The organism is Spectribacter hydrogenoxidans (genome assembly GCF_031846275.1).
GTDB lineage: Bacteria > Pseudomonadota > Gammaproteobacteria > Nevskiales > Salinisphaeraceae > Spectribacter > Spectribacter hydrogenoxidans.
Genome location: NZ_JAVRIB010000005.1, coordinates 1 through 23,766 on the forward strand (window position 1 = coordinate 1; position 23,766 = coordinate 23,766).

Below are 23,766 nucleotides of genomic sequence, written 5' to 3' on the forward strand. Positions count from 1 at the left end.
GCTCGCGCCGATAGCTCCGGCGACGGAAGGACTGCTAGATCGCTCCCATGATCGATGTGGAGCGCATAGGGCGCGCTGCCTACACGCTTGTCATGGCGATTAAAGAACTCAATGTAGGTCGCGCCCAGCACAACGTGGGCGTTTGTTACCACCCGGCCATCGCCGATGTAGAAGCCGCTACCCTGGCCTATCTTTTTGCCGTCATGGCCGTAAGCATTTAACGTTAGCGCACTGTCTAGTGCGGCCCGCACGTTTTCTGCCGCGTCATAGTTGCCAATATTGGCAGTCGAAGCAGAGGGTTCATGATTTATTATTTTGGTTTCTTCTCCGTTTGACGGAGAATCTCCTCCCGATGTGGGCGACGTCACACAGGACGCTTGAATTAGCCCAGCAGCGCAAACAGTTGCCGCGCAGAGAATCTTTGACCACCTCCCAACGAAGGGCGCAGACGCATCGGTAATTCGCTGAAAATTACTCACGAAGGTTAAAAACTAAAGTCAAAATTAGTGCCTAAGTTTTGCTATCGGCATCAACCATACAAGCTTAAGCTACTCCGTCCTTCAAAACAGTCCTCCGCCGAAACTCATCCTCCGGAAACACCCGACCGGTCACCAGCGATTCGAAGATGTGATCGAACACCACGCCCGGCTTGCCGGCGGCGCGGCCGCTGCGGAAATAGGTGTGGCCCTTGGGGCTGTCGTAGGCGGTGTTGACGTCGTCGCAGTCCACGGAGAAGACGTTCTTGCCGACGGCGTCCATGTCTTCCGGGCCGGTGTGGCCCAGGCGGCGGGAGGCCACCCGGTTCTTCAGGTTGGCGGCCTTGCTGGCGCGCAGGGCGAGGTCGTCGCTGGCGAAGTAGACGGTGACGTTTCGTGACGCGTGGCCGATCAGCTCGCCGGGGTTACCGGATTCCAGGGATTCGTTGACGATGTCGGCGGCCACCAGAAAGGTGTTGCGGAACAGCAGAGGCACGCCGCCGGCGAGGTCGTAGCGGTTCCAGGCGGCCAGGCTTTCGCGCAGCACGCGGTTGCCCATGGAGTGGGCCAGCACGTTGATGCGTTTCAGGCAGGGGTCGTCCTGGGGATTCTGTTTCGGGTCGTTCCGCCAGGCCAGGAATTTTTCCATGACGCGGGCCAGTGACAGGGCGCTGGCGTCGGCGGCCTTCTGGTCGTCCCAGTAGTCCTGGACGATGCCGTAGTCGTTGTCGCAGGGCCAGATGACGGGCAGGACGAGGATTTCCTTGGGCTTGCTGGCGTCGCACAGGGCCTGGAATTCGGCGGCGCCGGCGAATACGTCCTCCGGCAGGTTCGAGTAACCGTGGATGTAAACCAGGATCTGCCGGTAGTCGGCGTCCTTGAGCCGTTTCAGCAGTTCGGTGCTGCCGACTTCCTCGTGTTCTTCCAGGCCCTGGCGCTGGCAGAAGAACACGGAGTTGCTGGGCGCGTTGTTCTTCAGGTCGAACGTGAAGCGCCGGCCCACACGCGTGCGGATGCTCTGCGTGGGAAAGCGATTGGTGATGAACAGCATGCCTCGCACCCCTTGCCGGCGCGCGGGCGCGCCGTGGTCCCCGCTTTCTTGTTAGCAGGCGGGGTGGGGGTAACGCAACTCGGGGGCGCGTGATCAGACGTCTAAGTGACGCGCTGTTCCCTCTCTCTGGCTCTCTCCCGTGGGGAGAGAGGATGGCTCTGGTTGGGCTTGGGGTTAGGCGAGGCCGGCGAGGACGGAGGCGGCGTAGATGGAGCCGATCAGCAGGCCGGACACGGCCAGCGCCAGGGTGGTGTTCACCGAGTACTTGATGGCGCGGTAGCGGCCGGGGTTGGTTTCCTTGAGGGTGCGCACGTTGGCCAGCGTGGGGGACACGCGGGCGAAGATGCTGTTGACCAGGCCGCGTTCGTCTTCCTCGGTGTTCGGCACCACGGTGGCGCGCATCAGGGCCTTATAGAAGAAGTTGATGATGCGGCCGACCACCCAGGTGGGGCGCTCCACGTCGCACATCAGGATCAGGCGGTAGCGCTGGGCGTCGTTGTGGGCGTAGTGCAGATAGGTTTCGTCGAACAGCAGGTCGTCGCCGTCACGCCAGGAATAGTCGGTGCCGTCGATGTTGATGTAGCAGGCGTTGTCGTTGGGCGTGGCCAGGCCGACGTGATACCGCAGCGACACCGCCACCGGATCGCAGTGGCGGGTGAGCTTGGAGCCCACCGGCAGCACCGAGAACATGGCGCCCTTCACCGTGGGCGCCTGCTTGAGGATTTCCAGCGTCTTCGGGCAGGCGGCCTGGGCCGAGCGGTGGGTGGTGCCGTACCACTTGAGGTAGAACTTGCTCCAGCCGTACTTGTAGAAGGTGCGGAAGCCGATGTCGTAATAGGCGCTGGATTCCGGGTTGTTGGTCTGGTCGAACGCCTTGCTTTCGTACAGGGCCACCGCCTCGTCGCGGATGGTTTCCCAGTTGTCGCGGATCGGCGCCAGTTCCGGGTACTCGGTGGTGTCCATGATGGGCTTGCGGGCCCGCTTTTCCGTGAACAGGTAGAGCAGGCAGTTCAGCGGGCTGAAGATGGGCCAGCCCTTGCGCACGTACTCGCCGAAGCTGGCGTAGCGCTCCTCGCCCCGCACGCGGTAGACGTAGAACATCGACCCGAGAATGAAGGCGAAAACGGCGAATGTGGTGAGTGCGACAACCATGGTGATTCCTCGCTGCCCGGGGCGGCCGGACGTCCCGTCGTAACGGCTGATCGATCGATCAGTTTACCAGAATGCGGCCGAAGCGGCCTGTTTTTGCCATTGGCGGTGCTGCGATCCGGGGTGACCCGGCGGCTTGAAAGCCGCCCTACGGTCGATTGCCGTAGGGCGCCATTCATGGCGCCTGGTCAATACGCCGTTTCCTGCTCAAGCGCGGCGGCTTGAAAGCCGCCTTACGGGTCGTTCGGGCGCAACGGCCGGGTCCAGAACATCAGCGGCTTTTCGGTTTCCTCGTCGGCGCCGACATCCGGCCAGGCGTAGTGGGCCATCACATCCGGCCGGGGCGTGTAGCCGCGGCTGCGCCAGAACTCGTCCAGCGGCTTGTAGTTCGCCGGGCGGGCGGGATGATCGGCCGGCCGCTGCACGGCGCAGAAGCAGGTGGTGTCGAAACCGCCCTGCTCGGCCGCCCAGGTTTCGCGCTCGTCGAAGAAGCGATGGCCGAGGCCGCGGCCGCGATACTCGGGCAGCAGGATGGACTCGCCGAAATAGAACACCCGCTCGGGATCGAACCCGGCCTGTTCCAGCGGCGCCCGGAAGGCGGCTTCCTCGTCCACCAGCGGCAGCGCGGTGGTGGCGCCCACCAGGTGCTCGCCGTCGAATACCAGGAACGCCAGCGAGCGCTCGGCGTTGACGTAGGTTTTCAGGTAGTCGCGTTCGTAGTCGAGGTCGCCGTCGTACAGGTAGGGCCACTCGCGGAACACGCGGATGCGCAGGGCTGCCAGCGGTTCGATGCGGGTGGCGATGTCCTCGCCGTGTCGGCACTCGAAAACCAGGTCACTCATCAATCGGCCGGTCGCGAAAAACGGCCGCCGATGATAACGCGCCAGCCGCCGGTCGCGGGTGCCGGCGCTACCGGTCCGGCAACAGGCTGGGCATTTCCACCCAGTTCCAGCCGGGGGCCGCGCGTTCGGCATCCACGCCAACCTGATGGGCCTGCTGGCCGGTCAGCGCGATGGCTAGCAGCGCGGCGCTGAATACCAGAACGGGCATGACGGGTCGGCGGATGTGGGCGGGTGCGCTCATGATCAATTCCTCGTCCGGGATAACGCTATGTCGGTTATCGGTCGAGGACGGACAAGTTGAAGGGGCAGGCCCGGGCGGCAGCTCCACAGGCAGCTTGAAAGCCGCCCTACGGCGTGATCCGGTGACAAGCGACGGGCACAAAAAAACCGCGGGCCCGAAGGCCCGCGGCTGATCGTCACGACGTTTGTCGTGTTGCGCTTATCGCGTTGTCCGCCGCTTGAGCGTCTGCGGCGAGAAGTGGCGGTCTTCGTAGGTCACCGAGAAGTCGTTGGGCTGACCTTCGTTGGTCATCGCGGTGGAGAAGTACAACCCGGACTGCAGGTCGTAGATCAGTTCCGGCGCACCGCCCACGAACTGGCCCGTGGGCAGATGCACGTTGGCCGCTTCCTGGAACTTCCACAGTTCGTCGCGGTTGTCGTAGGCGTCCACGGCGACGATGTTCCAGCCGTCTTCGTCGATGTAGAAGGTCCGGCGCTTGAACTGGTGGCTGGTGCCGTCACGCAGGGTGGCGTCGACCACCCACACGCGGTGCAGTTCGTAGCGCATCAGGTCCTGGTTGATGTATTTGTCACCCAGCAGGTCGTCGGCGTAGGTGAGGTCGGGCTGGTTGATGGCGTAGTTGTTGTAGGGGATGAGCATTTCTTTCTTGCCCACCAGTTTGTAGTCGTAACGGTCCATGGCGCCGTTGTACATGTCGACCTGGTCGTAGAACTGCTGGCCGTCGGTGCCCTCGTAGGGGTTGTCGTAGGCGACGTTGGGGGCACGGCGAACACGGCGAAGCCCGGTGTTGTACAGCCAGGCGGAGCGATACCCGACGTGTTCCCAGGCCAGCAGGAAGCCGCCGGCGTTACGCGGCGGGGCCAGGGTTTCGGACAGGTAGTAGATCATGATGTCGTCCTGGTCATCGATGATGACCCGGTCATCATTGAGCAGGGTGTAGGGGAATTTGACTTCTTCGACCAGTTTGGTGATCTGGGTGTCGCCGTCCTGCTGGACGATGGCCTGGTCGTTGTTGCGGCGCACGTGTTCCCCGCGCCAGCGAAGGCGGTGATTCCACATGACTTCGGTGCCGGTCTTGGGAATGGGGAAGGGAAAGCCAAGCTCGGCGTTACGCAGGCAGTCGTTGCAGCCGTCCAGGGTGGTGGTGGTGGCGTTCTGCTTGGTGAATTTGTAGATGTTTTCCGGGTAGCCGACGTTCCGGTGCGTGGGGTACACCTGCATCTTGTAGTTGGGGTAGAGCTCGAACATGGCCTTGTGGCCTTCGGTGAGCTTGTCGGCGTGTTCCTGGTAGTTGTCCGCGGTGATCACTAGCCGCGGCTCTTCTTCCAGAAGCTTGGCAATGGTGTCGGGGTAGTTCTCGGCGGTGACGTCCAGACCGCTGAGCTTGCCTTTCTGCGGCCAGGGGTCCCAGGCGGGGATGGTGCCGGCGTCGTTGCCGGCCTTGGTGGCGCCCACCGGGGTCAGCTCACCGCCCAGCTTGGATGCTTCGCTTTCGGGGACCTTGGCGAACGACGTGTTTGCCGCGCCGACCAGGGCCAACGCGGCGCCCAGCGCCGCTGCGTGCTTGAAATGCGTCATGTATCGATTTACCTCCGGACGTATCTGCCCATCTCGATGGAATGCCATTTGGCGCCGCTGTGAGCGCGGCTCGTTTATCATTGAATTCAGCAAGAACTCTATCCCGATACGAATTTGATTGCCAGCAGGATTCACCGTCAGGCGGGCCTTCTGGCGGTCGCAGGAACGTTCATGTCCCCGGTATCCGCAGCGGATTCAGGTTCCGCGACTCACAAGGTTCTGACCGCCCCGGATGGCGGTCGGTTCAACCTGACGCGCGTCATCCCCGCCCGGCCCCGCGCCGCCGTGGTGATGCTGCCCGGCATGTTCACCGGCCGGCGGTTCTGGCTGTCAGACCAGGGCGTGGGGCTGGCGGCGTTCCTGGCCGACGCCGGCTTTGCCGTTTACATCGTGGAGCGCCGGGGCGTGGGCGCCACCCGGGGCGATGCGGGCACCGGCCGCGCCGGCTTTACCGAACACGTGCAGCATGACCTGCCGCTGGTTCAGTCGCTGGTGGCACAGGAACAAACCGGCCCGGTGTTCTGGATCGGTCACTCCTTCGGCGGCGTGCTGGCGGCCCGAGCAGTAGCCACCACCCTGCGCGCCGATCAGGTGGCCGGGCTGGTGCTGTTTGCCACCCAGTTCGAGGTGGGCAAGCGGGGGCTGGATTTCCCCGGCAACCTGTTCGCCCGCGGCGTGGCCCGGCTACTGGGACGCGTGCCGGCCCGCTGGGTGGGCCTGGGACCGGAGGACGAATCCCCCGCCACCATGACCGACGCCGGCCGCATGGTGGCCGACGGGCGACGGTAACCCGAACTGCGGGAACAGCTCGGCCGGCTGACCCAGCCGACGCTGGCCATCGTTGGCGCCGGCGACCGGGTGGACCCGCCCGAGGGCTGCGAACGCTTCATCGGCCACTTCGCCAGCACCGACCGGACGTTCCTGAAGGCCGGCACCCACAACGGCTTCGAGGTGGATTTCGACCATCCCGGCATCGTGATCAGCAAACCCGCCCGCGCGCAGATCTGGCCGCTGGTGCGCGACTGGCTGGACGCGCGCTGCGCTACTCGTAGTGCGTCCAGAGCCCGATGACCTTGACCACCTGCTCTTCCTCGAGGACCTGATACACCAGCCGATGCTGGATGTTGATGCGGCGGGACAGCGCGCCGCTCAGGTCACCCACCAGACGCTCGTAGGGCGGCGGCGTCTGATACGGGTTCTCGGCGATCAGGTCCAGCAGCGCCTGAGCATTCGCCTTCAGGCCGGAGCGGGCGAGCTTCCTGGCGTCCTTGCGGGCCTGTTTGGTGTAGACCAGCCGCCAGCTCACCAATCCAGCTCGGCATCACAATCGGATACCGGCGTTGCCAGCCCTTCGCGTATCGATTCACGCATGCCGGGCACGCTCAGCAGATAGAGCGTTTCCTGCACCGCATTCCAGTCGGCCTCGGATACCAGCACGGCGTTGTTGCGCTTGCCGGTAATGCGCACCGGCTCGTGCGAGTCGGCCGTCTCGTCGATCAGGCGGTAGAGGTTGGCGCGGGCGTCGCTGGCGGTCAGGGAACCCATGATCGGCTCCGATTAGGTGAGACTGCGTTAGCGTACGATTTGACGTACGCTAACGCAACACCGCACCGCCCGCATCAGGCCCCGATCAGCGACTGCCCGCAGACCCGGACCACATTGCCGGACACGCCGCCGGCGCCGGGCGTGGCCAGGAAGGTCAGCAGTTCGGCCACGTCCTGCGGCTGGCCGCCCTGGGACATGGAGTTCATGCGCCGGCCGCCCTCGCGGATCATGAACGGCATCTCGGCGGTCATGCGGGTTTCGATGAAGCCGGGGGCCACCGCGTTGACGGTGATGCCGCGGTCGCCGAACTTCTGGCCCTGGCTCTGCACGTAGCCGATCAGCCCGGCCTTGGTGGCGCCGTAGTTGGTCTGGCCGGCGTTACCGGCGATGCCGCCGATCGACGACAGGCACAGGATGCGGCCGTGGTCGTTGACGATCTTGTCGCCCAGCAGCACTTCGTCGATGGCCAGGATCGAACGCAGGTTGATCGCCAGCACCATGTCCCACAGGTGCTCGGCCATGTTGGCCAGCATCTTGTCGCGGGTGACGCCGGCGTTGTGCACCACGATGTCCACGCCGCCGAAGTTGTCCTTGAGGAAATCGGCAATCGCCCGGGGGGCGTCGGCGTCGGTGATGTCCTGGGCGAGCGCCGTACCGCCGACCGCCTTCGCCGTGGTTTCCAGGGTTTCGGCATCGGCCGGGATGTCCAGCACCACGACGTGCGCGCCTTCCTGGGACAGCCGTTCGGCGGTCGCGGCGCCGATGCCGCGGGCGCCGCCGGTGACCAGTGCTACCTTGCCATCCAGCGGCCTGGTCACCGGGACCGAACGCGGCATCTTGCCGCCCCTGGTCACGCGCACCGGCTGGCCGTCCACGTAGGTGGAATGGTCGGACAGGAAGAAGCGCAGCACGCCGGCCACGCGGTCCTCGGCGCCCTTTTCCACGTAGACGAGATTGGCGGTGGCGCCCTTGCGGCCGATTTCCTTGGCCAGCGAGCGCACGAAGCCTTCCACCGCGCGGGCAGCCACCGCGGCCGGCACGCTATCGGCGGTTTCGGGCACGTCGGCCAGCAGCACCACACGGGCATTGCCGGTGAAGTTACGCATGATCGGATGGAAGAAATCGTAGAGCGCCCGCAGCTGGGCCGGATCCGTCATGCCGGTGGCGTCGAACACCACCGCGTTGAAGCGGCTGTCGCCGGTCACGTCGGCCGCCGACTGCGCCTCGGCGCCCATCGCCTTGAGCGTGGTCTGCACCTTCTTGCTGGCAGTGGCGCCGTCACCCGCGCCGAACAGCACGGTCTTGCCGGCGAGTGGTGTGTCGACATAAGGGCCGCCGGCCCGGGCCAGGGTCTGGGGGGTGGGCAGCCCGATGGTCTTGATGACGCTGCGCAGGGCCGGCTGCTGGGCCATGCGGACGAGGTAATCGCTCATGCTCGATCTCCGTGTCGTTGGTTCGGCGACGCCGCGCGCCGCCGCCGGTCGGATGAATCCGACCCTACAATCAGAGCCGGCTCGGGGTCATGCCGAGTCGGCGCGCATTCAGGCTTCGAGGATCGCGGTCACGCCCTGGCCGCCGGCGGCGCAGATGGAAATCAGCCCACGGCCGCCGCCGTTCTCGGCCAGCGTCTTGGCCAGCGTCGGCACGATACGGCCGCCGGTGGCGGCGAACGGATGCCCCGTCGCCAGACTGGACCCCTTGACGTTCAGCTTGCTGCGGTCGATGGACCCGAGCGCAGCCTTGCGGCCCAGCCGCTTCTTGCAGAAGTCTTCGGATTCCCAGGCCTTCAGGGTATAGAGCACCTGAGCGGCGAAGGCTTCGTGGATTTCGTAGAAGTCGAAATCCTGCAGCGACAGGCCGGCGCGGTCGAGCATGCGCGGCACCGCGTAGGCCGGGGCCATCAGCAGGCCCTCGCGTTCCTCGCGGAAGTCCACCGCCGCAGTCTGGGCGTGGACGATGCGGGCCAGCACCGGCAGGCCGTGGGCTTTGGCCCAGTCCTCGCTGGCCAGCAGAACGGTGGAGGCGCCGTCGGTCAGGTTGGTGCTGTTGGCGGCGGTCAGGGTGCCGTTTTCCTTGTCGAAGGCCGGGCCCAGCTTGGCCAGCTTCTCCAGGGTGGAGTCGGGCCGCATGGTGTTGTCCCGTTCCAGCCCGGCATGGGGCGTGATCAGGTCGTCGAAGAAGCCGGCCTCGTACGCGGCGGCCAGCTTCTGGTGGCTTTCCCAGGTGAGCTGGTCCTGATCCTCGCGTGCGATCTTCCAGCGCTTGGCGGTTAGTTCGCAGTGCTCGCCCATCGACAGCCCGGTGCGCGGCTCGCCGTTGGCGGGAAGCTCCGGCACCAGGTTCTTCGGGTTGGCCAGCTTCATCAGGGCCTTCAGGCGCTGGCCGTTAGTCTTCGCCTGGTTGATTTCCATCATCGCCCGCTGCATGCCGCGGCCCACCGCGATGGGGGCATCGGAGGTGGTGTCCACCCCGCCGGCCACGCCGACGTCGATCTGGCCCAGCGCAATCTTGTTGGCGACCAGGATGGCCGCCTCCAGCCCGGTGCCGCAGGCCTGCTGCACGTCATAGGCCGGGGTGTCGGGGGACAGGCCGGAATCCAGCACGGATTCGCGGGTGAGGTTGAAGTCGCGCGAGTGCTTGAGCACCGCCCCGGCCGCCACCTCGCCCAGGGTTTCCCCGGCCAGGCCGCAACGATCCACCAGCCCGGCCAGGGCCGCGGTGAGCATCATCTGGTTGGACTGATCCCCGTAGGCGGTGCCCGAGCGGGCGAAGGGGATGCGGTTGGCGCCGACAACGGCGACGGAACGGACATCGGTACTGTTCATGGCATGCGCTCCTGCGGTGGCCCGCTGGCGTAACAAGAAAAGACTTCTTTCCAGATTAGTTCATCGTGCGTTGCAGTGCAACAAACGCGACGCTCGCGTTCAAGCATGACCGCAAACGCATGTCAGAAGTTATACGACACGCTCAGATTGACATGATCCCGGTCGGCCAGGTTGTTGAACTTCCCGTCCCAGAATGCCTGGTAGATCATCTGCCCGCTGATGCGCGAGGTGAAATCCACTTCCGCGCCCGCCAGGATACGCTTGCGGCCCTCGATGTAGTTCTGGATCGGCGCCGGGGTGATGCCGTGGATGTCGTGCAGGAAGGCCACGATCGGCCGCACGGTCAGACCGCCGATCAGGTCGTTGTACTGCAGCCGGGCGAGAATGCGATAACCGGCCGAGACATCGGTGGGAAAGCTGCCGGTCTGCTGGGTGGGGTTGAACGAGCGCGGATCGGGCTGTCCACCCGGCTGGCCGGTGCCGTCGGCGCCCGGCGAGGGATGGGTGCCGTTGGCGAAATCCAGCGCCGCCAGCGCCAGATCGTCGGGCGACGGCATGTTCATCACATGGGTCACGCCCAGTTCCAGCACCAGAATGATCTGGTTGGCGCCCAGCGGGTTGTTGGGGCCGAACACTCGCAAGCCGGTGATGTCGGCGGTCTGCACCCGCAGCCGCTCGTAGCCGCGGATCAGCTCGTTGGGCTCGACCGGATCGTTGCGGTACACCGACAGCAGGTCGGGCACCGCGTTGCGGGCGCTGGGCAGCACGCCCACGCCGATGTTGACGTCCTCCTCGGCAAACGCCGGCTGCAGGCCGGCGAACACCACGTCGGACGCCTGAATCGCCAGCGGCTGGTTCGGCCGGAAGGCGTATTCGCCGGCCATCGCCCACTTGCCGAAATTGGTGTTGAAGGACAGCCCCACCATGTGAATGTCCTCCGGGTAGTCCAGAAACGGGCGGATGGTGTCGATGGGCGCGGCTTCGTCGGGGCCGTTGGGCGACAGCGGGCCGAAGGTGGCTTGAAGCGCGTCGGCCAGCCGCCCCTGGCCGTTGAAGCCGCCGCAGGCGATGGCCACCGCGATGGCGTCGGCGCTGACGTCCTGGAAGGTGATGCCGCTGACCAGGTCCTGCGGCACGTTTTCGATCACCGCCTGTTCCAGCTGGGCGGTCAGCGTATCCAGACCCGGGATGTCACCGCTGCCCGGCGCGGGAATCTCGCCCGCCCGCCGGGCGCAGGACGCGTCAGCCGCGATGATGCTGGCGACCGGCAGCCGCGCGTGATAGTTCAGCGCGTAGAAGCTCAGCTCGGTGCCGCCGTTGAAGTCCGGCAGATACCAGTTCAGCCGGGCGCCGTACTGGCCCCCGCTTTCCGGCCGCCCGGCCCCCTGCAGCAGACGGCCGGTGCCGGTGGTGGCCGTGGCCTGCCGGGCCAGGAAGTTGGTGAAGCCGCCGGTCTGGTCCGGGTCTTCGGACAACTGACCCAGCGAGATGTTGATGCTGTCGCCCCCGCCGGCCGCCTCCAGGATGTTGAACAGGCTGCCGTCGGCGGCCGGCGTGGAACGCTCCCAGTCGTACTGGTAGACCAGCTGCAGGCCGACGTTCTGACTCATCTGCACGTCCAGCACCGCCAGCCCGGTGGGTTCGAACACCGACGCGATCTCGGTGCCGGGGAAGAACAGCCGGTTCTGGTTCACCGGGTTGAGCTGGTCGAGACTGCCCAGGAAGTTGAATAGCGACTCGCCCCAGTGCACCCGCTGCTCCCCCACCGACAGCTGCACACGGCGGCCGAAGGCGTCGAACGGCACGCTGACGAAGGCCTCGAGTACATCGATGTCGTGGCCGATCTGCTCGACCGACTTGCGGGGCAGCCGCGTGCGCCGGGGCTGAAACGCGGTGGGCGCGTCGTCGGCCAGCGCGGCCTCCACACCCTCGTAGCTCACCGGCGGCACGTCCTCGAAGTTGTCGGGGTGGAATTCGTCCAGATGACTGGCCACCCCGTCGTAGAAAGCCAGCGACGAGAACTGGAACACCGCGTCGCCCCAGAAGGCCGTGAGGTCGGTGGCCAGACGCAACTGGGCGGCGGTCATGTCGCCCTGGTCGAAATTGAGGTTGCCGTTGTCGCCGTTGGCGCCGAAGAAGCTTCCGGGCGCGTCGACCAGACGCTGGTTGGGGCCGGGGTCGCCGTTGGCGCCGCCCAGATCCAGACAGTCGTCCGGACACAGCCCCGGGTTGTTGTTGAGCTTGCTGACCAGCGCGGCGTCACGCTTTTCCGTGCGCCAGGTGGCGCCGACGGTGGCCCGGTTGTTGAGGGAGATTTCCAGATCCCCCCAGTCGAACTGATACCCGGCCGCACTGCTCATTGTCAGCAGACAGCCGGCACCGATCAGAACGGTTCCTGCCCTGGTTCCCGACATCGCACTCCCCCTCGCACCACATCGTTCATTGTCGGCGCATCCGGACGGACTCGACACGGCCCGTTACCCGTCACGCTGTTTATGAATACCGAGATTACGCACAAGCGTTGGCTCATGCCAACCCGATCGGGATTGCCGCGTCGGGAAATCGCCATTCGGGCTCTAACTATTGACGCGTGAAGGGCGTGAGGCCGGCGCCGAGGCGATAAACATTCCTGATTACCACCAATTGACATTGGCGAGACGCGCTGCCTACGCTCCGACAACCACATCGGGGTAGAGCGACACGCCATGAGCGCGAAAGATTCCACCATTACCGGCAACCAGTTCGCCGCGGCCGACAGCCCCACCACGCTACGCGCGGCGGTCGGCGTGTTCATGAGCTATCGCAGCCCGCAGATTCTGGCCGCGCTGGCGGGCGCCTCGCTCGTGCTGCGCGTCTTCCTCGGTCCGTTAAGCGCCCTGGACCTACTGGTGGCCGCCACCCCGATCCTGATCTGGCCGTTCCTGGAGTGGTTCCTGCACCGGTATCTGCTGCATCTGAGGCCGGTCGAGGTGTTCGGCTGGACGCTGGATTTCGATTTCGCCCGCAAGCACCGCATCCACCACCAGCAACCCTGGCGGCCCGAGCACATCTTCCTGCCGGTGTACGTGCACGCCACGCTGGCACCGGTGCTCACGCTGGGGGCATTCTGGCTGCTGCCGCAGCCGGGGCTGGCCGCCACCTGGATGGCGGCGCTGGCGGGCATGACGCTGCTATACGAGTGGACCCACTTCATCGTGCACAGCCGCATCAAGCCGAGGTCCGCCTTCGCCCAGAAGCTGTTCCAGAATCACCGGCTGCACCATTTCCGCAACGAGCACTACTGGTACAGCTTCACCGTGCCGCAGGTGGACGCCATGTTCGGCACCGCGCCGGATGCCACCGACGTGCCCCGCACGCCGACGTGTCGAACGCTGGAATACGGCGAGGCAGAGGCGGGGACGGATCGAGCCGCGTAATCCGGAACGCGCGGGCAGCACGCCTGCAAGAAGAAACCGCAGATTTCACAGATTCACGCAGATTGAACGGGTGGCTCGGGACGACGCTCGCGCCCGGGCCAACGGGTCAACCGATTGCGACGTGACCAGTAGCCACGATGGCGTATGGCCAAACCGAACCATGGCCTCGCACTCTGACGCAGTAATCCACACAAATCCTTAATCTGCGTCATCTGCGAAATCTGCGGATAACCTCTTTCTTCCCGATTCCTGAATCTGCGTCAATCTGCGAAATCTGCGGATAACTTCTTCTTCCCGATGCCGCCTCAGAAGTTATATTCGAGCGCCAGCGAGATGTTGTCGCGGTCGCGCAGCGAGATGCGCCGGTCGCCGGTGCCCCAGTAGGTTTCCAGCATCACCTGGCCCTGGATGCTCTGGCTGAACTGGATTTCCGTGCCCAGGATCAGCCGCTTGCGGCCCTCCACGAAGTTCTGTGCCGGGAAGGGGGCCACGCCATCGATATCGTGGAAGAAGAACAGCAGCGGATTCACGTTCCAGCCGAACAGCAGGTCGTTGTAGGTCGCCTGCACCAGGGTGCGCCAGCCGTAGGAGGTCTGATCGGCGAAGCAATCGCCGGCCTGGGTCGGATTCAGGCGGCGGGCGTCCGGGCCGGCCGCGCCGGTGCCGTCGGCGCCGGGACTGGCGTGGGTGCAGTTGGGGCCGCCGCCGTCCAGCTGCAGGTCGCTGCGGTCGGGATGATCGATGACGTGGGTGATGCCGCCCTCCAGCAGCCAGATGATCTGGTCGGCGCCGATCGGGTTGCTGCTGCCGAACACGCGGATGCCGGTCAGGTCGAGCTGCTGCACCTGGAAGCGCTCGTAGCCGCGCACGATCTCGTTGGCCTCGACCGGATTGTTGCGGTAGCGGGTGCTGATGAAATCCGGCACCGCGTTGCGGGCGCTGGGAATGGTGGCGATGGCCAGGTTGATGTCCTGGTCGGGCAACGCGGGCTGCAGGCCGGCGAATACCACGTCCGGAATCGACACCTGCAGCGGCATGTTGGGCCGGAAGGCGTACTCGCCGGCCAGCGACCAGGATCCGAACTGGGTGGTGAAACTGGCGCCGAACAGGTGAATGTCTTCCGGGTAATCCAGGAACACGCCCAGGGTGTCCAGCGGCAGCGGTTCGCGGCCCAGGCCGGTGCCCTCGGTCAGCGAGCCGTTGAAGCCCTGGCAGGCCACCAGGGCCGTCACGCCATCCGCCGACAACTGCTGCCCCAGGGTGTTTTCCAGGGTCGACACGATCGGCTGCAACACGCCCGGCAGATCGCCGCCGTCGGGCAGATCCACCCGGTCGCGCAGGCAGGACCGGTCGGTGGCCTGCACGCTGCCGTAGGGCAGACGGCTGTGATAGTTCAGCGCGTAGAGGCCGAAATCGGTACCACCGTTGACGTCCTCGGCGTAGTAGTTCAGGCGCAGGCCGCCCTGCCCGCTGTCGCTGGGCTCGCCGCGGGTGGAATCCACCGGCACACTGTTCGAGGTGCTGGTAATCAGCTGGGCGGTGCCGGTCTTAAAGGTACCGATCTGGTTCGGATCCTCCGAGAACTGGCCCAGGCCGACCACGGCATAGTCACCGCCGCCGGCGAAATCGTTGGTGGCGAAGAAACTGCCCTCCGCGGTGGGCTGCACCCGTTCCCAGTGATACTGGTAGACCAGTTCGGCCGACAGGTTGGGGGTGAAGTTGGTGGTCAGCACCGCCAGGCCGGTGGGCTCGAACACGCTGGCGATCTGCGCGCCCGGGAACCGCAGGCGATTCTCGTTGGGCGGGTTGAGCTGATCCAGACTGCCCAGCGCCACGAAGGTGGACTCGCCCCAGCGGATGCGCTGTTCGCCCACGGAAATGTTGAAGTCCATGCCGAAGGCCTGGAACGGCACTGACACGAACGCCTCGAGCAGGTCGATGTCCGCCCCGACCCGCTCCTTGATCGGCCCGGCCCGTTCGCTGAAGCGCGGCTGGAAGGCGGTGTCGGGATTGAAGTCGTCGAAGCTCTCGTTGACCTCGTCGTAGAAGCCGATGCCGCTTACCTTGAACGCGACGTCGCCCCAGAAGCCCTTGAGTTCGGACTCGATGCGCGACTGTCCGGAGATGAAGTCGCCGCGATCGTAGTTGAGGTTGCCGTTGTCGTAGTTGGACCCGACGAACGACCCGGGCGCATCCACCAGCCGCTGGTTGGGGGCGGTATCGCCGGAGAACGACAGACAATCATCCGGGCACAGGTCGGGATTGACGTTGAGCTTGCCCACCAGGGACTCGTCGCGCTCTTCCAGCCGCCAGCCGGCGCCGAGAATCAGCCGGTTTTCCCAGGAGGCCTGGATATCCCCGACCTCGAATCGCACCGCCTGTGCCGGCGTCATCCAGGCCAGTCCAGCCGCCATGCCCACGATGGCCGCAAGCGACCGTCCACCCAATGACATCATCTCCCCGCCTCCCGACAGACCGGCCCACTGGCCAGTGATTATTGCTTTAGGAAAGAACCCTTGCCAAATGTAGCTGACATTGCGTAATGTGACAAACCCGCGTTGACTCGATCCAGCGCAAACCCACGGGACGGAGACAAACCGATGCGACAGATGATCACCGCCCTCGGGCTGGGCGCGGCCCTGGCCATGCTGCAGATGCCGGCGCATGCCGCCGTCGGCGAAGAAGAAGCCGCCAAGCTGGGCAACGAGCTCACCCCCGTCGGCGCCAACCCGAACGGCAACGAGGCCGGCTCCATCACGCCGTGGATCGGCGAAGATGCCTTCAACGAGGAGCAGAAGAGCTTCACCCCGGAGACGCTGGAAGAGGTCCGCCAGAAGATTATCGAATTCGGCGAGAACCATCCGGACATGAACCTGCTCACCAACATCGACGACCTCCGAAAGGCCGCCGAGATGGAGCCGGAGCTCAACAATCTGGTAACCCAGATCGGCGTCGGCAATCTGGTGCCCCGCCTGACCATCACCGCCGACAACGTCGACGAGTACGCCGACAATCTCACCGAGGGCCACAAGAAGCTGTTCGAGCTGTATCCGGACTACCGGATGATCGTCTATCCGACGGTGCGCCCGGCCTACTATCCGGACGAGATCAACGAGGCCACCAAGCGCAACGCCACCCGCGCCACGCTGGAGGGCACCGACGGCATCTCGGGCGCCGAACTGGGCGTGCCGTTCCCGATTCCGAAGTCCGGCGCGGAGGTGATCTGGAACCACAAGCTCAAGTTCCGCGGCTCCGCGGTCAAGCGCTATAACGATCAGGCGATCGTGGACGCCGACGGCAGCATCGAGATCACCAAGGTGATCGAGGACGTGGGCTTCGAGTACGGCAATCTCAACAAGGAGGCCGGCGAGCGCAACAACGAGATCATCGCCTACTTCCTGCAGGAGACAGTGGCGCCGCCGCGCGTGGCCGGCCAGTTCACCCTGGTGCATGAAATCTTCGGCAAGGGCACCTCGGGCCGTAATGCCTGGATATTCAATCCCGGCCTGGGGCGGGTGAACCGCGCGCCCGACGTGGGCTACGACAACCCCTCGATCGGCTCCGACGGTCTCCAGTTCAACGACCAGATCGACATGTTCAATGGCGCGCTGGACCGCTACAACTGGAAGCTGGTGGGCAAGCAGGAGATGTACATCCCGTACAACTCCTATCTGATGAGCAACCCCATCGCCGACTACACCGACGTGGCCGGCAAGGGCCACATCAACCAGGGCATGGCCCGCTACGAGCTGCATCGCGTGTGGGTGGTCGAGGCCACGCTGCGCGACGGCACCCGCCACCAGTTCGGCAAGCGGGTGTTCTACGTGGACGAGGATTCCTGGGGCATAGTGGCGGTGGACAATTACGACACCCGCGGCGAACTCTGGCGCTTCCAGGAAGGCCACATGCTCACCGCGCCGTTCGTACCCACCACGACCACCACGCCGGAAGTCATCTACGATCTCAAGAGCGGCCGCTACTTCATCACCGCGCTGACCAACGAGGGCAAGATTCCGGACTTCCGCATCGAGTACGACGGCGGATACTTCGGGCCGAACGCGCTCAAGCGCAAGGCCCGCCTGCGCTGATCGATGATTGCCGGGCCGCCGTCAAAGGCGGCCCGGTGGTTGCCACGCGAGACCGCCAAGGGGGGAACATGGGGTCTGATCCGGCATCACTGCGCCAGCTGCTGCCGCTGGACGAACGCGCCACGGATTTTCTGGCGCAGCTGGCCGAGGCCGACCGCCAGCGCCTGAGTGATCAAGTCACCGACGCGGCGGCAGCCCAGCGCCAGTCCCTGGAGGACGCCATCGACCAGGCCGCCGGCTTCGTGCCCGGCCCGTTGCGGCGCACCGCCCGCAAGCTGCTGCTGGGCTGACCCGACCGATGTCCGACCTTACCGCCCACGCCGAGCGCATCAAGCTGGCCCGTGTTCTGGGGCTGGCGCCCGCCGAACTGGATTATCTCGAGGACCGAGACGGCCAGGCGCTGCGCGACTTCCGCGAATCCCTGTCCGACGCACTGTTCAATCGCTACCGGGCCCGTTTCGAGGGCATGGCGAAACTGTCGTCGCTGCTGCCCCTGGCCGCCAACGCCCGCCTGTCCGAGCTGGTGCTGGGGCCGACGCTTTCGGCACGCATCGCCGGCGAACTGCCGGTCAAGCGGGCCATCGCCCTGGCCGACCGGCTGCCGGTGGCCTTCCTGGCCGAGGTCAGCCGTGAACTCGATCCCCGCCGGGCGGCCGCCGTGGTGGCCGGCATGCCGCCGCAGCGGGTTGTGAAAGTGGCCCTGGTGCTGCTGGCCGAGGACGACCACATCACCATGGGCCGGTTTCTCGACAGTCTGTCCGAAGCCGCTCTTGCTGCCACCATCAAGGCCATCGAATCCGACGCCGCACTGCTGCGGATCGGCTTCTTCGCCGAAGACACCGACCGCCTGTCCGACATCGTCCGGCTGATGCCTGCCGGCCGCCGGCGCGGCACGGTGGTCGCCGCTGCCGAGCAGGACTGCTGGCCGGAGGCGCTGTCGCTGATGCTGCATCTGGATGACGACCTGCAGGCCGAGTTCGGGCAGTTCATCTTCGAGGATGCAGCCCTGCTGTCCAGCGCCGTGGATGCAGTGGCCGAACACGACGCCTGGCCGGTGCTGGTGCGGCTGGCTGCCCACCAGAACGGCGACGGTCAGACCCGCCTGGCCGAATACTGTGCCGGCCGCAACGCCGGGGACCACGATCATCTAACGGCCGCAGCCGAGGCCGAGGGCGTCGCCGACGCGCTCGCACCCTATGCGGCCGCCTACCGGAAGCAACGCCCATGAGCATGACCCAGCGCATTCTGCGCATCGTCGAGCCGGTGATTTTCGGCGCCCGCTGGATCACCCTCGCGGTGCTGATTGCCATCACCGCATTTCTGGGCTGGCAGGCCTCGCAACTGCAGCCCAACGCCGGCTGGCTGAAGATGGTGCCCCAGGAACACCCCTACATGGAGACGTTCCTCGAGTATTACGACGAATTCGGTGGTGCCAACACGGTGCTGGTCGCGCTGAAGAACAAGGAAGGCGATATCTACCAGCCCGCCTTCATGGAGAAGCTGCGCAAGCTCACCGACGAGGTGTTCTTCATCCCCGGCGTGCAGCGCGAGCGGGTGACCTCGATATTCACCCCCAACATCCTCTACGTGGAAGTCCAGCCCACGGGGCTGTCCGGCTCCACCGTGGTACCGGCGGACTACGCGCCGACGCCGGAGATGATGGACAAGCTTCGCTCAAACGTCTCCAAGGCCAACGTGATCGGCCGGCTGGTCTCCAACGATCAGAGCGCGGCGATGGTGGTGGCCGAGCTGCTCGAGCGCGATCCGGTCACCGACGAGAAGATCGACTACACCGAGGTGGGCGACAAGCTCGAGGCGATCCGCACCAAGTTCGAGGACGAGAACACCACGGTGCACATCATCGGCTTCGCCAAGGTGGTGGACGACATGACCGACGCCGCCACCGAAGTGGTGGGCTTCTTCGCCCTGACCCTGGTGCTTACCGGCATTCTGCTGTGGCTGTACACCGGCTCGTTCCTGCTCGGCATGCTGCCGCTGGTGTGCTCGATCGCCGCGGTGATCTGGGAGATGGGCCTGCTCAACCTGGCCGGCTTCGGGCTGGACCCGTTCGCCATTCTGGTGCCGTTCCTGGTGCTGGCGGTATCGGTGTCCCACGGGGTGCAGTACGTGAACGGCTGGGCCAGCGAGATCGCCGACGCCGGCCACACGGCGTATCGGGCGTCGCTGAACACCTTCCGGCGGCTGGCCATTCCCGGCACCATCGCCCTGATCACCGACGTGGCCGGCTTCCTGACCATCTACCTGATCGACATCGACGTGATCCGCGAGATGTCGCTCAACGCCGCCTTCGGCATCGCCGCCATCATTATCACCAACAAGGCGCTGATGCCGGTGCTGCTGACGGTGGCCAACGTGCGCGACCGCGAGGCCTTCCAGCGCAAGCAGGCCCGACGCGAAGCCCTGGGCGACCGGCTCTGGCGCTTCATCGCCGCCACCTTCACCAAACGCCCGGCGGCGGTGGTCACGCTGATGGTGTGCGCGCTGATTCTGGGCTGGAGCGTGTGGAAGTACGACGACCTCACCGTCGGCTCGGCCCAGGAGGGCGTGCCCGAGCTGCGGCCGGATTCGCGCTTCAACCAGGACGCCCGCCTGATTGCCGAGAACTTTTCGCTGGGCGTGGACCAGTTCAACGTGATCGCCGAGACCGTGCCCGATGCCTGCATCAAGTACGACCTGATGGCCGAGCTGGACCGCTTCGCCTGGCACATGAAGAACGAGGCCGGGGTGCGCGAGACCATGACCCTGCTGGACCTGTCCAAGCTGGCCTACGCCGGGCTGTCGGAAGGCCGGCTCAACGCCCAGGTGGTACCCCGCAACCGCTATGCCCTGGCCCAGGCCACGGCGCTGGTGCCCACCACCTCGGGCATGCTCAACGACGACTGCAGTGCGCTCAACGTGTTCCTGTTCACCACCGATCACAAGGCCGCGACGATCAAGGAAATCGTGGCCGCGGTGAAGGCCTACAAGGCCGAGAAGAACGACAACCCGGACATTGAGTTCAAACTCGCCTCCGGCAATGTCGGGGTGATGGCTGCCACCAACGAGGTGGTCGAGGCCAAGGAAGTGGAGATCGTGCTGTGGGTGTACGCGGTGGTGCTGACCTTCCTGTGGCTGTCCTTCCGCACCTTCTCGGGCGTGATCTGCGTGGCCCTGCCGCTGTCGCTGGTATCCATCTCCGCCTACGGGGTGATGGCGATGCTGGGCATCGGCATGAAGGTGGCCACGCTGCCGGTGATCGCGCTGGCGGTGGGCATCGGCGTGGACTACGGCATCTACATCTACGCCACGCTGGCCGAGGGCCTGCGACGCGGCATGAATCTGGAGGAGGCCTACTATCGCACCCTGCAGAAGACCGGCAAGGCGGTGGTGTTCACCGGCATTGCCCTGGGTCTGGGCGTGGCGACCTGGCTGTTCTCCAAGCTGCAGTTCCAGGCCGACATGGGCCTGATGCTGGTCTACATGTTCACCGCCAACATGTTCGGCGCCATCCTGGTGCTGCCGGCCCTGGCCCACTTCTTCGCCGGCGAGGAAACCCGTCACCAGGGACAGGACATTACATCCGGCGCAGACGACGAGCCGGACGGAGGAAACCGTCATGATGCGTAACGTCATTGCCGCCACCGCCGCCGGGCTGCTGATCGCCGCTGGGACCGCGGCGGGTCAGACCGACGACGCCGAAGCCGAAACCCGAAAGGCCCAGCCGGCGGAAATGATGCCGCTGGCCGACCAGGGCATCGTCAACGCACTGGCCCGCGCCGGCGATCATTTCGTGGCAGCGGGCGAACGCGGCCACATCCTGCTGTCCGACGACGGTATGCAATGGCGGCAGGTACCGGTGCCGGTGCGCGGCATGCTCACCCGCGTGGTGTTCCGTGACGCCACCCACGGCTGGGCCACCGGATGGGACGGCGCCGTACTGCGCACCACCGATGGCGGCGAAACCTGGTCGCTGGTGAATTTCGAGCCCGACTGGGGCAAGCCCTATTTCGACATTCTGCCCACCGGCGCGGACAGCGCCACGCTGGTCGGCTCGAACGGCCTCATGCGCACTACCGATGACGGCGGAGAAAACTGGACGCTGGTGGACAACGACGTGTTCGCCGCCGGGTTCCATCTCTACGATCTGGCGCAGTTGGCCGACGGCACGCTGCTGATTGCAGGCGAACGCGGCATGATCGCGCGCAGCATCGACGGCGAATCCTGGGACATGCTGGTACCGCCCTACGTGGGCTCCTACTTCGGCGTGCTGCCGGTGGGCGAGCACGGGGCCGTGCTCTACGGGTTGCAGGGCCGGGTACTGTTCGCCGAGGACGTGCGGGCGCTGCCGGTGCTGGACGACCCGATGGCCTATGACCCGTTCGCCGCCGAAAGCATCACCGACCCGGCAGTGCTCGAGTCAATGGGCTGGCGCCGCCTTGACAACCCCTCGAAAGAGAGTCTGTTTGGCGGCGTCATCGATGACGACGGCCGGCTCACCCTGGTGGGCGTGGACGGCGCGATCGTGCACGGCGATCTGGAAACCGGCGAGTTGCACCTGATCGAGAGCCCGACGGCGGAACCGCTGTCCGACGTGGTTCTGCGGGGCGACGAACTGCTGCTCAGCGGTCGCACCGGCCTGCACACCGGCGGCCTGACCCGGAAACGCTAGGGCGTTGGCGCACGGGCGCGCGCCGCGCGGGCCTCTTCCAGCAATCGGACACGGCCGCGGTGGGCGGCCAGGATGTAGTTGTCGATCACCTGATCCTGCCGCCGGGCCTGTTCGACGATCAGCATCTGCGCAGCCCGCAGATTGCGGTCCGCAATCTGCGACAGCGCCTGCTGCATCACCCGCGTGCCATAGGGATCGGCGTTAGCCAGAGCGCCCTGCAGGAACCGCAGTTCCTGGTAGTTACGCTGCAACTGCCGAAAGCGTGACTCGGCTACGGTGTGGCGCAGCCAGGCGGTCTGCGGCAGCGCGCCGTACTCGTCGCGGGCAAGCGCGGCCGCGTGTTCACCCCGCTGCAGGTCATGAATCAGGCGGTCGAGCCGGCGCCGCTGTTCGGCCAGCCAGTCGACGGCGGCCTCGTAATCCGCCACCGCGCCCTGGTGGTCGCCGGTATGAGCCAGCGTGTAGGCCCGCGCCACCCGGGCCTCCTGCACCGCAGGCTCCAGTGGATCCCGTTCGAGCAGCGCGTCCCAGGCCGACATCGCCCGGGCTGCGGCTTCCTCGGGTCTGACTTCGCTGGCGCCGAACACGAATGGCCCGAAACGGATGCCCCCGGTTTCGCGGGGCTGTTGGTCATCGCCGGCCAGCGGCGCCAGTTCGCTCCAGCCGAAGCCGGCCAGCGCCCGGCTGGTATACGGCCCGCGCCAGGGCAGCCGGGCGAATACCCGCCGCGCGCGCGCGCCATCGCCGGCCCGGAGATATTCGTAGCCCAGCGCCAGATTCGCCTTGTCACCCAGCCGGCTGTCGTCGGCCCGGCCGAGCCGGTCGAGCAGCTTGCGTCCGGCCTCGTCATCGCCGCGGCGGATCAGGGCCACCGCCAGGTTGAAGTGCACGTGCGGCGCCTGTTCCAGCGACCAGTCGATCGCCTGCAGCGCTCCCACGGCACGGTCGTTATCGCCCAGGGCGAGAAGACAGCGGCCGCGCAACTCCTCCCAGTCGTTGCGATGCACCGGCGTGAGCCGGTCGCGATGGTTCTCCAGGATGGCCAGCGCCGCCTCGACATGCCGATGCCGGTACTCCAGCGCCGCCAGATCGATTGCCACGCCGGTGACCGCAACTGTCGGCTCCTCCGCCTCGGCCGCATCGGCCAGGGCCCGGTAGGCCTGATCCCGCATGCCCAGATCGATGTAGCCACGAGCCAGTAGCGTGTGAAAGCCCGTTGGCAGCGAATCGGCATCCGCTACCGACGCGGAAATTTCCAGCAGGAACAACAGAGCGGCCAGCGGCCGGCCGGTGGCCTGCAGAAGCCGCACCATGCCCAGGCGCGCATCGTCCGGGTCGCTCTGCCAGGCGACGCCTCCGGCGGTGCCGGGTTCGCTGGCGTCGCGCACGGTGTGCCCGGGCAGCACCGGGACGGTCAGCAGTTTGCCGCGATCGGCCTTCTGGAAGTTCAGGCGATAGGAACCGATAACCGGATCACCGTCGGTGCCCGACCGGCCGCGGTAACGCACTTCCAGCGTATTCAGACCGCGGGTGGCCGTACTACGGGCGATGGCGTGGGTTGTCTCGGGCAGGTCGCGCAGGGCCCGGGCCTCGGCCGCGCTGTAGTCATGCTCGGCGATGCGGTTGCCATTGAGCCGGACTTCGGCGTGTTCCAGCAGGAATCCGGCCATGTGCACATCGAGAAAGATGCGAATCCGCTGGTCGGGCGGGAAACGCTCGCGCAACACCCGGCCCTGGATATCGGACAGGCGCTGAACCGCAATGCTCTTGAAATGGTTGGACCGCTCGAGCGCCTCATCGGCAGGATTCGCCGCCGCGATGCCGGGCAGCCCGAACACCGCGGTCAGCAACGCGGCCGTCCACCGCGGCGACATCACGCGGGCCAT

At 65.9% G+C, this 23,766-nt stretch carries 21 protein-coding genes; 9 read left to right on the plus strand and 12 right to left on the minus strand.

The genetic code is table 11. The features are described from left to right. Positions 1-47: 47 nt before the first annotated feature. A complete protein-coding gene (locus RM532_RS16085) occupies positions 48-221 on the plus strand; it encodes a hypothetical protein (RefSeq protein ID WP_311652221.1) in 174 nt (57 codons plus the stop codon). 322 nt (positions 222-543) lie between these two features. Here the strand turns inward: RM532_RS16085 and RM532_RS05720 are convergent, their stop codons facing one another. The 5 genes from RM532_RS05720 to RM532_RS05740 form a co-directional block, all read right to left on the minus strand. Beyond that, positions 544-1,527, minus strand: a complete 984-nt coding sequence (locus RM532_RS05720) for an alpha/beta hydrolase (protein ID WP_311652222.1) — start codon at positions 1,525-1,527, stop codon at positions 544-546. 174 nt (positions 1,528-1,701) lie between these two features. Continuing rightward, positions 1,702-2,679: an aspartyl/asparaginyl beta-hydroxylase domain-containing protein gene (locus RM532_RS05725; protein WP_311652223.1), complete on the minus strand. Its 978-nt coding sequence runs from the start codon at positions 2,677-2,679 to the stop codon at positions 1,702-1,704. Between the two features lie 230 nt (positions 2,680-2,909). Further along, positions 2,910-3,518 carry a GNAT family N-acetyltransferase gene (locus RM532_RS05730; protein ID WP_311652224.1) on the minus strand — a complete coding sequence of 203 codons (609 nt, stop codon included), beginning with the start codon at positions 3,516-3,518 and terminating at the stop codon, positions 2,910-2,912. A 67-nt stretch (positions 3,519-3,585) separates the two neighbouring features. Next, a complete protein-coding gene (locus tag RM532_RS05735; protein WP_311652225.1) occupies positions 3,586-3,759 on the minus strand; it encodes a hypothetical protein in 174 nt (57 codons plus the stop codon). A 198-nt stretch (positions 3,760-3,957) separates the two neighbouring features. Then, positions 3,958-5,337, minus strand: a complete 1,380-nt coding sequence (locus RM532_RS05740) for a DUF1329 domain-containing protein (protein ID WP_311652226.1) — start codon at positions 5,335-5,337, stop codon at positions 3,958-3,960. A gap of 171 nt (positions 5,338-5,508) precedes the next feature. Between RM532_RS05740 and RM532_RS05745 the strand changes: the two genes are divergently transcribed. Together RM532_RS05745 and RM532_RS05750 are read left to right on the plus strand one after the other, a co-directional pair. Beyond that, the gene (locus RM532_RS05745) at positions 5,509-6,126 is read left to right on the plus strand and encodes an alpha/beta fold hydrolase (RefSeq protein WP_311652227.1); all 618 of its coding nucleotides are present in this window, start codon (positions 5,509-5,511) and stop codon (positions 6,124-6,126) included. Between the two features lie 69 nt (positions 6,127-6,195). Continuing rightward, positions 6,196-6,408 (plus strand): hypothetical protein, encoded by a 213-nt coding sequence (locus RM532_RS05750; protein WP_311652228.1) that lies wholly within the window; start codon positions 6,196-6,198, stop codon positions 6,406-6,408. Here the strand turns inward: RM532_RS05750 and RM532_RS05755 are convergent. The 5 genes from RM532_RS05755 to RM532_RS05775 all read right to left on the minus strand — a co-directional run bounded on the left by RM532_RS05755 (position 6,380) and on the right by RM532_RS05775 (position 12,121). Then, positions 6,380-6,643, minus strand: a complete 264-nt coding sequence (locus tag RM532_RS05755; protein ID WP_311652229.1) for a Txe/YoeB family addiction module toxin — start codon at positions 6,641-6,643, stop codon at positions 6,380-6,382. The genes RM532_RS05750 and RM532_RS05755 overlap by 29 nt on opposite strands. Beyond that, positions 6,640-6,882 (minus strand): type II toxin-antitoxin system Phd/YefM family antitoxin, encoded by a 243-nt coding sequence (locus RM532_RS05760; protein WP_311652230.1) that lies wholly within the window; start codon positions 6,880-6,882, stop codon positions 6,640-6,642. Before RM532_RS05760 ends, RM532_RS05755 begins: the two co-directional genes overlap by 4 nt. Positions 6,883-6,956: 74 nt before the next feature. Continuing rightward, positions 6,957-8,315 carry a 3-oxoacyl-ACP reductase gene (locus tag RM532_RS05765; protein ID WP_311652231.1) on the minus strand — a complete coding sequence of 453 codons (1,359 nt, stop codon included), beginning with the start codon at positions 8,313-8,315 and terminating at the stop codon, positions 6,957-6,959. 108 nt (positions 8,316-8,423) lie between these two features. Then, a complete protein-coding gene (locus tag RM532_RS05770) occupies positions 8,424-9,707 on the minus strand; it encodes an acetyl-CoA C-acetyltransferase (protein ID WP_311652233.1) in 1,284 nt (427 codons plus the stop codon). A gap of 122 nt (positions 9,708-9,829) precedes the next feature. Then, the gene (locus RM532_RS05775; protein ID WP_311652234.1) at positions 9,830-12,121 is read right to left on the minus strand and encodes a DUF1302 domain-containing protein; all 2,292 of its coding nucleotides are present in this window, start codon (positions 12,119-12,121) and stop codon (positions 9,830-9,832) included. A 291-nt stretch (positions 12,122-12,412) separates the two neighbouring features. Between RM532_RS05775 and RM532_RS05780 the strand changes: the two genes are divergently transcribed. After that, positions 12,413-13,123, plus strand: coding sequence for a sterol desaturase family protein (locus RM532_RS05780; protein WP_311652236.1), 711 nt, complete (start codon positions 12,413-12,415; stop codon positions 13,121-13,123). 305 nt (positions 13,124-13,428) lie between these two features. On the opposite strand, the gene RM532_RS05785 is transcribed toward RM532_RS05780, so the two are convergent. After that, positions 13,429-15,579 (minus strand): DUF1302 domain-containing protein, encoded by a 2,151-nt coding sequence (locus tag RM532_RS05785; RefSeq protein WP_311652237.1) that lies wholly within the window; start codon positions 15,577-15,579, stop codon positions 13,429-13,431. Positions 15,580-15,723: 144 nt separating this feature from the next. On the opposite strand from RM532_RS05785, the gene RM532_RS05790 reads away from it, so the two are divergent. From RM532_RS05790 to RM532_RS05810, 5 genes are all read left to right on the plus strand, one after another. Then, complete coding sequence (locus tag RM532_RS05790; protein WP_311652238.1) at positions 15,724-17,211, plus strand: DUF1329 domain-containing protein; 1,488 nt, start codon at positions 15,724-15,726, stop codon at positions 17,209-17,211. 68 nt (positions 17,212-17,279) lie between these two features. Further along, positions 17,280-17,501, plus strand: coding sequence for a hypothetical protein (locus tag RM532_RS05795; protein WP_311652239.1), 222 nt, complete (start codon positions 17,280-17,282; stop codon positions 17,499-17,501). A gap of 8 nt (positions 17,502-17,509) precedes the next feature. Continuing rightward, positions 17,510-18,439, plus strand: a complete 930-nt coding sequence (locus tag RM532_RS05800; RefSeq protein ID WP_311652240.1) for a hypothetical protein — start codon at positions 17,510-17,512, stop codon at positions 18,437-18,439. Next, positions 18,436-20,838, plus strand: a complete 2,403-nt coding sequence (locus RM532_RS05805) for an efflux RND transporter permease subunit (protein ID WP_311652241.1) — start codon at positions 18,436-18,438, stop codon at positions 20,836-20,838. The genes RM532_RS05800 and RM532_RS05805 overlap by 4 nt, the downstream gene beginning before the upstream one ends. Further along, complete coding sequence (locus RM532_RS05810; RefSeq protein WP_311652242.1) at positions 20,828-21,880, plus strand: WD40/YVTN/BNR-like repeat-containing protein; 1,053 nt, start codon at positions 20,828-20,830, stop codon at positions 21,878-21,880. Before RM532_RS05805 ends, RM532_RS05810 begins: the two co-directional genes overlap by 11 nt. On the opposite strand, the gene RM532_RS05815 is transcribed toward RM532_RS05810, so the two are convergent. Further along, positions 21,877-23,766, minus strand: coding sequence for a tetratricopeptide repeat protein (locus tag RM532_RS05815; protein WP_311652243.1), 1,890 nt, complete (start codon positions 23,764-23,766; stop codon positions 21,877-21,879). The two genes, RM532_RS05810 and RM532_RS05815, sit on opposite strands and share 4 nt — an antisense overlap.